This is a genomic window from Clostridium sp. BL-8 (assembly GCF_002006495.1).
Classification (GTDB): Bacteria; Bacillota; Clostridia; order Clostridiales; family Clostridiaceae; genus Clostridium.
In genome coordinates this window covers 1-10279 of sequence record NZ_LZZL01000136.1, presented here as the reverse complement: position 1 = coordinate 10279, position 10279 = coordinate 1, and the positions used below count along the sequence as shown (strand labels likewise).

Annotated in this window: 10 protein-coding genes and 1 other annotated feature; all 10 genes read left to right on the top strand. The window is 28.9% G+C overall.

From position 1 onward, the window contains the following. The first annotated feature begins 121 nt into the window (after nucleotides 1–121). The 10 genes from CLOBL_RS25640 (at nucleotide 122) to CLOBL_RS25595 (ending at nucleotide 9811) form a co-directional block, all read left to right on the top strand. Nucleotides 122–307, top strand: a complete 186-nt coding sequence (locus tag CLOBL_RS25640) for a hypothetical protein (RefSeq protein WP_077861590.1) — start codon at nucleotides 122–124, stop codon at nucleotides 305–307. After that, on the top strand, nucleotides 304–645 hold the full coding sequence (locus CLOBL_RS25635) for a hypothetical protein (protein ID WP_077861589.1): 342 nt from the start codon (nucleotides 304–306) through the stop codon (nucleotides 643–645). Before CLOBL_RS25640 ends, CLOBL_RS25635 begins: the two co-directional genes overlap by 4 nt. A gap of 238 nt (nucleotides 646–883) precedes the next feature. Then, entirely contained in the window at nucleotides 884–1789 is a 906-nt protein-coding gene (locus CLOBL_RS25630) for a M15 family metallopeptidase (RefSeq protein ID WP_077861588.1), read from the top strand. Nucleotides 1790–1820: 31 nt separating this feature from the next. Next, nucleotides 1821–2930: an amidase domain-containing protein gene (locus tag CLOBL_RS25625; RefSeq protein ID WP_077861587.1), complete on the top strand. Its 1110-nt coding sequence runs from the start codon at nucleotides 1821–1823 to the stop codon at nucleotides 2928–2930. A gap of 159 nt (nucleotides 2931–3089) precedes the next feature. Continuing rightward, entirely contained in the window at nucleotides 3090–3644 is a 555-nt protein-coding gene (locus CLOBL_RS25620; protein WP_077861591.1) for a GNAT family N-acetyltransferase, read from the top strand. A gap of 201 nt (nucleotides 3645–3845) precedes the next feature. Next, nucleotides 3846–4137 (top strand) — a binding site (T-box leader). A 117-nt stretch (nucleotides 4138–4254) separates the two neighbouring features. Beyond that, complete coding sequence (gene aspS, locus CLOBL_RS25615; protein WP_009170554.1) at nucleotides 4255–5544, top strand: aspartate--tRNA(Asn) ligase; 1290 nt, start codon at nucleotides 4255–4257, stop codon at nucleotides 5542–5544. Nucleotides 5545–5824: 280 nt separating this feature from the next. Next, nucleotides 5825–6109: an Asp-tRNA(Asn)/Glu-tRNA(Gln) amidotransferase subunit GatC gene (gatC, locus tag CLOBL_RS25610; protein WP_077861586.1), complete on the top strand. Its 285-nt coding sequence runs from the start codon at nucleotides 5825–5827 to the stop codon at nucleotides 6107–6109. Nucleotides 6110–6124: 15 nt separating this feature from the next. Further along, nucleotides 6125–7564 (top strand): Asp-tRNA(Asn)/Glu-tRNA(Gln) amidotransferase subunit GatA, encoded by a 1440-nt coding sequence (gene gatA, locus CLOBL_RS25605; protein WP_077861585.1) that lies wholly within the window; start codon nucleotides 6125–6127, stop codon nucleotides 7562–7564. A gap of 13 nt (nucleotides 7565–7577) precedes the next feature. Beyond that, the gene (gene gatB / locus CLOBL_RS25600; protein ID WP_077861584.1) at nucleotides 7578–9017 is read left to right on the top strand and encodes an Asp-tRNA(Asn)/Glu-tRNA(Gln) amidotransferase subunit GatB; all 1440 of its coding nucleotides are present in this window, start codon (nucleotides 7578–7580) and stop codon (nucleotides 9015–9017) included. Between the two features lie 527 nt (nucleotides 9018–9544). Further along, nucleotides 9545–9811, top strand: coding sequence for a hypothetical protein (locus tag CLOBL_RS25595; protein WP_077861583.1), 267 nt, complete (start codon nucleotides 9545–9547; stop codon nucleotides 9809–9811). Nucleotides 9812–10279 lie beyond the last annotated feature (468 nt).

Below are 10279 nucleotides of genomic sequence, written 5' to 3'. Positions count from 1 at the left end.
TAGGATGTCTATCTGCTAAGTAAATATCTAAATGTTAAATGTAGAAAATCAATTGCAACATATATATATACTTTGTGTTATAATATTATGAGCAAATTTTAGTTTATGGAGGAGATATAATATGTTTACTAAAGAGGAACTTCTTGTAATTGAAGATGCCTTAAAAATAGCAGATGCTGAGTATATAAAACTCATAGATGAAAATAAAAATAATAAAAATAGAATGGTTGCTTTTAATAGAAAGCAGAAAAAATTATGGTTAGTTCAAAATAAATTGAAAAAGCTTATAGAGGAGCAGAGCATATGAAAGAGTTATTTAAAGTTAAAGATTTAGTATTTTACGAAGAAGAGTTTGTTGATAATATAGATGATTATGAAGATATACTAGAAATTATTCAAGAGTTAAGTCCTGATTTAGATTATGAATTAATTGAAGTTGCAGGGGCAAATGGATGTTGTGATAAAACTAAAAAAAATTACTTAATTGAGATTATTGGATATATTGATGAAAATGATGAATTTATAACTAAAGAAGAAAGAGATGCCATGGGAGTCATGGCTCTTAATAAGAAATTCGACTTATTTGTTATAACAGTTCATAAATGCACAGCTTGTAATAAGTGGGTAATTTCGTTGTTAGAATAAAACTACATATATTTATTATTTTATAGTAAATTTATAATTAAAAAATCGAGTAGCAAATCGAATATAAAATTAATTTGAGTTATGGGAATAAATTGAGCTTTAGCATGAAAGCCATCCTATTAAAAAATAATTTTATAATTTCGATTTGTTATTTTTTTTGTATACAAAAGATTAGCGTACATAGTATGGCTACTCTTGGGACAGTATATATTTATATGGTTTAAGGTGGTGAATATATATGAAGAAATGTAATGCTTTTATAATATGTTTATTGATAATTTGCAACATACCAATTGTAGCAGCTGCCTCTGATGATAAAAATTATAATGTTGAGATGAAACAGGATATTTTAATACTTATGTTAGCATATCCAGAATATGTTGTTGGTGTAGAAAAAAAGAGTGATGATGAAGTTTATTTAATTATGAAATCTGGTAAAAAAATTATTTATGACGATAAAAAGCAGAAGAATCATGAAGAGAAATTTGCAAATCCAGATATTCAAGATATGTTAGAACAAGAGTATCCTTTAGGAACTATAACTGATATTATGGATAAAGATTTTAATCCTGGAAGAACTAGGCATTATGGGCTTTTGGGTGAGGTTTATGGAAATTCTAAAGGTGCTGTAGAAAAAAATTTAGCAAGCTTGAAATATGGATATACAAATTATCAATTTAATAGCAAAAATAGTGCAAATACATCATTAGAAGCTGCTCTAAAAGAATTAATGCCTCTTGCAAAAACTCGCGGCGATATTGGAAGTATTCTTTATCCAGCCAGTGGAACTTTCAACTATAGAGTTATATCAGGTACTGGAATGTTAAGTCCACATTCTTATGGTATTGCAATTGATTTAAAAAGTGATAAAAGAGATTATTGGAAGTGGAGTTCGAGAGAAGGCGGGAAGAAGAGATTGTTAGAGTATCCAAAAGAATTAATAGACGCTTTTGAGAAAAATAATTTTGTATGGGGTGGAAAATGGGGTCACTTTGATATTTTACATTTTGAATATAGACCAGAAATAATATTAAAAGCTAAATATTTTGCTAATTGTGATAGTAATAATGAATGGTATGAAGGCGTGCCTTTGGATGAGAATACAAAAAGATGTATTGAAATAATAAATAATTCACTACAGTAAAAAGAGATTATTTTGAAAGGGGTATTTAAATATGCAACTCTCTAAAAATAAAAGAGCCTTGTTTATAATAAATAATATTATTATTGCTACTTTGCTTTTTTCATTGTTTAACTTTAGAAATAAAGTAGCATTAGCAGATACTATATCAAAAGAGGATGCTCAAAATATAATAGAAAATATTTTTCAGATTAAGAATAAAGCAATATTAAGTAAAGACTTGGATTCTATACAATCTTTATATGCTACTGACACTAGATATGGCCAATGGGCATTTGAATATGAAGAAAAAAGAGTGAAATATATAAATAACTGGGCAGAAAAACAAGGTATTAAATTTGTTGATATAGTACCTAAAGTTGTAGTTAGAAAATCTACGATTAAAGAAGATAAATGTTCTTTTAACATAACTTGTAATACTGAGTATAAATACATATACCCAAGTGAACCTTGGAAAATTAATAGCTCAAGGCTTGGAACATATCATTCCTTTCAATTAGCCAAGAGAGGTGATGCGTGGATAATCACTAAAGAATGGTATACGGATCCTTTTGCAGACTCATTAAGCCTAGAATCAATTAAGGCTGATGCAATTAAGGAATATATAAAAGCTCAACCATCAAGAGATATATCTGATATCAGTGAAAGAAGAAAAGGCGCTAAAGAATATGCAGAAAAATATTGTGGAGCTGCATCAATTGAAGAATATGGATTTAAGTATAACAATAAATATAGAAATTTTAATTCTCAAGGAGGTGATTGTGCGAATTTTGCTTCACAAGTATTACATGAAGGAGCTAAGTTTAAGGAAACTTCTGTATGGAATTATGATAAGGGAGATGCCACAGGACCCTGGGTTAATGCGGATAAATTTACTTATTATATGATAAATAGCGGAAGAGCTTCAGTTATAGCTAAAGGAAGTTATGAAAAGGTATATAAAGCCTCTTATAAATTGCTTCCGGGAGATTTTGTGGCTTATGAGAAAAAAGGAGATATAACACATGTTTCAGTAGTTACAGGTGTTGATTCAAAAGGTTATGCTTTAGTGACATGTCATAATTCCGATAGAAATAATGTTCCATGGGACTTGGGGTGGAGTGACAAAAAAATAAAATTTTGGTTAATTAAAGTAAATTGTTAATTATAATAAGCTTTAGGAAAGATATATTCCTAAAGCTTTACTAATATTAGCATATTCATCTTTACCTATTTTATAATAATATAGTATAATACAATTCAAAGATTAATTTACAATAGGGGGAGGCAGGAATAAATCATAAATATTCTTGCTATGATACATATGGAAAAGATGATTTTAAAGCGAAAAGATGGAAAGAATATAGAGGCTGAATTAAAAGAATTAGACTTAAGTCACGTAAATAAGATAATGAAGCTTCAAGATGAAATTTACGAAGGATTGATTAATAAAGATTTTTATTCTTGTTCTAAACAAGAAGAATTTGAAGATATCATAAATGAAAAGGGAAAGATTATAGGATTATTTACTCATGATAATAATGAGTTGATAGCTATAGGTGTTTATGTTGAATATGGTTTAGCGGAAGAAAACTATGGGTATGATATTCAAATTAAAGGTGAGGAACTCTTAAAAGTTGGGCAAATTGAATCAACATTAGTTGCTGAAAATTATAGAGGAAATAAGCTTCAAAAGAAAATATGTGAACATCTTGAAAAAACAAGTAAAGCTAAAGATATTAAGTATATTTGTGCAACTGTTGCTCCTGATAATAAGTATAGTTTAAATACATTTATTGAACTCGGGTATAAAATCTTGATTGAAAAACTAAAATATGGTGGATTAAAAAGATATGTTTTAATGAAAAAATATTTATAACATAATTTATAATTTTATTAATATACCATAATAAGAATAAAGTTATATTTGAGGAAATATATAAGCCGAAATGAATTATTTGATAATAAATAATATATTTTTAAAAAAAGTATTGATTTATGGATAATTTTGAAATATAATAAAGCACATAAGATGTTTAGTAACAAATTAATAAGAATTTAATATTTTATATATAGATTTATAAATGCAATGATGAAGAAAAGTAAATTCAAATAGGTGATTTTTAGAGAGCAGATGATGGTGGAATATCTGTATGAGTCTTGAATTGAAAGAACACTTCGGAGCAATTAACTGAAATTTTAAGTAGATGATCTAAGTGATCGTAGTGCGTAATAAAGAGTAGGCTTAATCGGGTCCACACCGTTAAAAGTGGAGGGTATAAAATTATGTGTTATATATTTTTGTATTTGTTTGAGGTGAGTTTTAATATAAACTAACTAGGGTGGTACCGCGAAGTATTCTCGTCCCTATGCATAAGCATAGAGACGAGTTTTTTTTTATAAATTTATATTTGAAATAGCTAAAATAGGAGATTATTATAAATATGTCCTGTAAAAATAAGCAATAAATGTAAAAAGGAGTAATAATAATGAAAAGAATATTTATTAAAGATTTAGCAGTTAATGATGAAGAAAAAGTATTACTTAAAGGATGGGTTCATAAAATTCGTGATCTTTCACATGTCTCATTTATCCTACTTAGAGATAAATCAGGAATAATTCAATTGGTATGTAATAAAGAGCAAATAAAAGGTTTAAGACTTGAAAATGCAATAGAAGTAACTGGAATAGTTCGTATAAATGAAAAAGCACCACAAGGAATGGAAATAGAAGTATCGGATATTAAAATAGCAGGTACTGTTTATTATGATAAATTACCATTTGAGATTCAAAGTTATAAAGAAAAAGCATCTCTTGAAACACAATTAGATTACAGAACAATTAGCCTAAGAATTCCTAAGAAAAAGGCAATATTTAAAATTCAAAATGAAATTGAAGAAGCATTTAGAACATTTTTTAAGGGTAATGATTTTGAAGAAATTCATACTCCAAAGATAACACACTCCGGAACAGAAGGCGGTTCTGAAATGTTCACCGTTAACTACTTTAACAGAAGAGCCTTCCTTGCACAAAGTCCACAATTTTGGAAACAAATGATGGTAGGAGCAGGTTTTGAAAGAGTTTTTGAAGTTGGATATGCATATAGAGCAGAGCTTCATAATACATGGAGGCATTTAAATGAATATGTCAGCTTAGATGTTGAAATGGGATTTATTAAAGATGAAACTGATCTTATGGATATGGAAGAAAGCTTTATGAGATATTTATATAAGCATTTAAAAGAGAAATGCAGCGAAGAGTTAAAAATGTTTGATGTAGAGCTTCCAGAAGAAATAAATATTCCAAGAATTCCACTAGCAAAGGCTCAAGAAATTTTACTTCAAGAATTCGGCAAGAAATCTCCAGTTGGAAATATTGATAATGAAGGTGAAGCATTATTCCACAAGTATGTAAAAGAAAAATACAACAGTGATTTTGTGTTTTTAACAGAATATCCAACAGCAAAAAGACCAATGTACGCAATGGAATGTGAAGAGAATCCAGAAATGACAAAGAGCTTTGACTTAATATTTAAAGGTGTTGAAATTACAACAGGAGGTCAAAGAATTCATGATTATGAGATGTTAAAAGCTAAAATGCTCAGACTAGGATTGAAGCTTGAAGATTTTGCTTTCTACTTAGATACATTTAAATATGGAATGCCACCACATGGAGGATTTGCTATTGGACTTGAAAGAATAACAATGCAGATTTTAAATCTTGGAAATATCAGAGAAGCATCACTATTCCCAAGAGATATGAAGAGACTAACACCTTAAGTATAAGTGAGAGACAAAATTTGAAGTGAGAATCGAAATTTGATGTTTCGTTCTTCGAACTTCCACAGCGAGTGAATACGAGTCGTGTTTCCTTAAGAGTGAAAATGTATGAGTTTTGTATTAAATTCATTGAGAAGTCTAAAAGTAATTTACGTAATAGAAACTTTTATAAATCTTTTATTACGTAAATTAACTTAAATATAAGTGAAAATTATGAATTTTAATTAGGGTAGGTTTAGAAAACAGTATTAAATGACAAAAATTTAATGAGGTGAAAGTAATGAAAGTTAGTATTGATGAAGTAAAATATATAGCAAAGCTTTCTAAATTAAAATTTTCTGATGAAGAAGCGGCTAAGTTTGCAAAAGAATTTGAAGGCATTTTAGAGAATTTTCAATATTTAAATGAATTAGATTTAAATATTAAAGAAGATGTAGATAATAAAGCTGGATTAAAGCCAGTAGTTAGAAAAGATGAAGTTAAGTCATTTGAATGTAATGACCTTTTTAGAAATGTTAAAGATATGCAAGAAACATATATTAGAGTACCAAAGATTATTGAATAGGGTGGTGAGATCAAGATGAAAATGAATATAAAAGAAATGGTAGAAAAAATTAAAACTGGGGACTTAACTAGTGAAGCTCTAGTTCAATCATATATAGACGAAATTACAAAGACTGAAGAAACAGTTAATGCATTTTTATCATTACAATGTGATGAAGCTTTAGCTAAAGCAAAAGAAATAGACGCAAAAATTAAGGCTGGAGAGACTTTAGGAAAACTTGCAGGTATTCCAATAGCAATAAAGGATAATATTTGTACAGAAGGTGTAAAAACTACCTGTGCTTCAAAAATGCTTGAAGATTTTGTACCTCCATACGATGCAACTGTAGTAAAAAAATTATTAGCTGAAGATGCAATTATTATTGGTAAAACAAATATGGATGAATTTGCAATGGGATCATCTACTGAAAATTCAGCATTTAAAAAGACATTAAACCCACGAGATACATCAAGAGTTCCAGGTGGATCTTCGGGTGGATCTGCTGCTGCAGTAGCAGGAAAAATGTCTCCAATATCCCTTGGATCTGATACAGGTGGATCAATTAGACAGCCAGCAGCTTTTTGTGGAGTTGTAGGGCTTAAGCCAACTTATGGTTTGGTTTCAAGATTTGGACTTATTGCTTTCGGATCATCTTTAGACCAAATAGGACCATTTTCTAATTCAGTAGAAGATAGTGCATATATATTAAATATAATATCTGGAACTGATGAATATGATTCTACAAGCATAAGAGACTTAAGAGAAATAGATTATACATCAAATCTTAAAGATGGAATTAAGGGAATGAAGATTGGTGTTCCAGAAGAATTCTTTGGCGAAGGTTTAGATGAAGAAATCAAAGCTTCAGTTAATAATAGCTTAGAAAAATTAAAAGAATTAGGAGCAGAAGTAGAAATATTCTCTTTCCCTATAATAAAGGATGGATTAGCAGCTTATTATATAATGTCATCTGCTGAAGCAAGTACTAATTTAGACAGATATGATGGAATAAGATATGGTCATAGAACTTCAAATTATACAAATGTGGATGAATTAATGGAAAACAGTAGAACTGAAGGTTTTGGACCAGAAGTTAAAAGAAGAATTATGATGGGAACATATGCATTGGCATCAGGATATTACGATGCTTATTACAAGAAAGCAGATGCATTTAGACTAAAGTTAAGACATGATCTTAAAAAGACTTTTGAAAAATATGATTTAATCGTAGGACCAGTTTCTCCAATATTACCATTTAAAATTGGCGAGAAAAATGCTGACCCATTAGCAATGTATTTAGCTGATATTTACACTATTAATGTTAATTTAGCTGGAAATCCAGCAATATCAATTCCATCAGGGGTTAGTAAAGAAGGCTTACCAATTGGAATTCAATTAATGGGTGATATGCTATGTGAAGAAAAAATATTCAAAGCAGCATATAGTTTAGAGCAAGCTTTAGCTATTGAATTATAGGAGGGGAATTACGATGAATTTTGAAACAGTAATAGGACTTGAAATACATGCAGAGCTAAAATCAAAAACTAAGATTTTCTGCTCTTGTTCAACTAAATTTGGGGCAGAACCTAATGCAAATACATGCCCAATATGCACAGGAGTACCTGGAACACTCCCAGTTCTTAACGAAGAAGTTGTAAATTTAGCAATAAAAGCAGGTACTGCACTAGGATGTACAATAAATAAATATAATAAAATGGATAGAAAAAATTATTTTTATCCTGATCTTCCTAAGAATTATCAAACTTCACAATTTGATTTACCAATATGTTCAGGTGGACTTGTAGAATTTGAACATGAAGGAAAGCAAGTAAAGGTTAGATTAAATAGAATTCATATAGAAGAAGATGCCGGTAAATTAGTTCACGTAGAAGGAGAACCAGTTTCTTTAATTGACTATAACAGAGTTGGTGTTCCACTTGCAGAAATAGTTACAGAACCAGATATGAGAAGCGTTGGAGAAGCTGTAGCATTTATGAAAAAGCTTAAAGCAATTTTAGAATATGGCGAAATTTCAGATTGCCGTATGGAGCAAGGTTCACTTAGATGTGATGCTAATATTTCTTTAAGACCAGTAGGACAACAAGAATTTGGTACCAAGGTTGAGCTTAAAAACATAAACTCTTTTAGAGAACTTCAAAAAGCTTTAGAAAAAGAAGAAAGAAGACAAAGAGAGCTTTATACCTATGGAGAAGGTCATAAGGTTGTTCAAGAAACAAGAAGATGGGATGCTGCAAAAGGTAAAACAATTTCAATGAGATCTAAAGAAGAAGCTGATGATTATAGATACGTTGTAGAACCAGATTTACCACCAATTATCATATATGATGAGCAAATTGAAGCTATGAAAAAATCTTTACCTGAAATGCCAGATGAAAAGAAAGAAAGATTCCTAACTTCATACAAATTAGTAGAAAAGGATGTAGAAATCTTAATAGGTGATAAAGGACTTGCAACTTTCTTTGAAAAAGTTGTAGCTTTAGGAGTTACACCTAAAATAGCGTCAAACTGGATACTAAGTGATATTTTAAGAATATTAAATGATAGAAAAATTGAATCAGAAGATATGACTCTAGAAGCTGAAAATTTTGCAAAACTTCTTAAAGTAGTTGAAGAAGGAAAGATAAGCAATAATATTGGTAGAGAAGTGCTTGAAGATATCTTTAATGAAAATAAAGATCCAATGAAAGTAATTGAAGAAAGGGGACTTATGCAAATAAGTTCATCTGATGAAATAGAAAAAATAGTTGATGAAGTAATTGCAAATAATCCTCAATCTGTTGAAGATTATAAAGCAGGTAAAACTCAAAGTGCAGGCTTCCTAATGGGGCAAGTAATGAAAATATCAAAGGGAAAAGCAAATCCAAAGGTAGCAAAAGAGCTAGTAGACAAGAAGCTTAGTGAATTATAAAAATTCAGATAAAGTTTATATAGAGATCATGCATTAAATTTTAAGAGCATGATCTCTTACTTAATTATTTTAGAAAAATTTCTCTAACTTTTTTATAATTAGGTTATATAAATAATATTTCTAGATGAAAATAATAATTGTACATGCTATAATTAAATTATTAAAACACAAGATTTAGAAAGACAGAGGATTAAGTTTATGGAAATAAAAATTGAAATTCCAATATTTAAAATATTAGCTATATTATGTTCAGGAGTATTAGGTTATTTAGTTGGATTATTTGTATATAGTTAAGATCAAGAATAAGATTTAACATTAAATACAGTTGTATAAAACTAGAAGTAATAATTAAATATGAATGAATATGATTGTTGATAGACTAAGTAGTTGTACGGCTGCTTGGTCTTATTTTTGATGTGGACTTATTTGCCTAAATAATTAATAAGAATTATATAAATAGAGTTTTTTATTATTTACATAATCATGTCAATTTTGTATAATTTATTATATGAAAGGGGTAGATATTAATGGAAGAGATAAACATAAGGAATATACTAAACACTTATAAGAAGTTTAGTAAAAGGCAGAGTGAGATATTAGGGAATCTTGCTAAGAAAAAAGAATATTATACATTTGATGACCTTCAGAAACAACTTCAAGAAGATGAGGAAGCGAAAAAGTTATTAAAAAAGATATTATTAATTGTAAATGGAGAGTATGAAAAAGCAGGTGTATACAAACCTAAACCTGCGTCAAATGATAATAATATAGAAGAAGTAGAACTGTATATGTAAAAAGCTGATTGAACTCTATTAATTTAGGGTTCTTTTATTATCTATATAATTATGCTTTTTTTGAATAATTAGTTATGCACATGAATGCCTAATGGAAATAAGAGAGCGTTGAGTGGTAGTATTCAGAAGGTAACGAGAAATGGAAATTGGTACGTGGATATCAGCCAGATAGTAGACAGTGGGGTATAAAGGATAACTAGTATAAAAAAGAATATATAATGCGATAGACAATAAATACAGGTTCTTTAGTTATTTGTTAGAGAACCTGTATTTTTTATAATCTAATCTTTAATACAATACTAATGTGCATTCTTAAGTCTATTAAAAAAATATTCATAGGATATTGATACACACCATTAGATTACGTTTTATATCATAATTTTATATTGAAATAGAGAGGTATTTTCAGACATTTCCTAATTATCTTCGTCCTTAAGTTTTAATACCTTATCTAAGTTTTCAAAGACA

Excerpts from the sequence above, each read along its gene's own strand:
- CLOBL_RS25640 (WP_077861590.1), top strand. The coding sequence starts at position 122 with ATGTTTACTAAAGAGGAACTTCTTGTAATTGAAGATGCCTTAAAAATA.
- CLOBL_RS25635 (WP_077861589.1), top strand. The coding sequence starts at position 304 with ATGAAAGAGTTATTTAAAGTTAAAGATTTAGTATTTTACGAAGAAGAG.
- CLOBL_RS25630 (WP_077861588.1), top strand. The coding sequence starts at position 884 with ATGAAGAAATGTAATGCTTTTATAATATGTTTATTGATAATTTGCAAC.
- CLOBL_RS25625 (WP_077861587.1), top strand. The coding sequence starts at position 1,821 with ATGCAACTCTCTAAAAATAAAAGAGCCTTGTTTATAATAAATAATATT.
- CLOBL_RS25620 (WP_077861591.1), top strand. The coding sequence starts at position 3,090 with ATGGAAAAGATGATTTTAAAGCGAAAAGATGGAAAGAATATAGAGGCT.
- aspS (WP_009170554.1), top strand. The coding sequence starts at position 4,255 with ATGAAAAGAATATTTATTAAAGATTTAGCAGTTAATGATGAAGAAAAA.
- gatC (WP_077861586.1), top strand. The coding sequence starts at position 5,825 with ATGAAAGTTAGTATTGATGAAGTAAAATATATAGCAAAGCTTTCTAAA.
- gatA (WP_077861585.1), top strand. The coding sequence starts at position 6,125 with ATGAAAATGAATATAAAAGAAATGGTAGAAAAAATTAAAACTGGGGAC.
- gatB (WP_077861584.1), top strand. The coding sequence starts at position 7,578 with ATGAATTTTGAAACAGTAATAGGACTTGAAATACATGCAGAGCTAAAA.
- CLOBL_RS25595 (WP_077861583.1), top strand. The coding sequence starts at position 9,545 with ATGGAAGAGATAAACATAAGGAATATACTAAACACTTATAAGAAGTTT.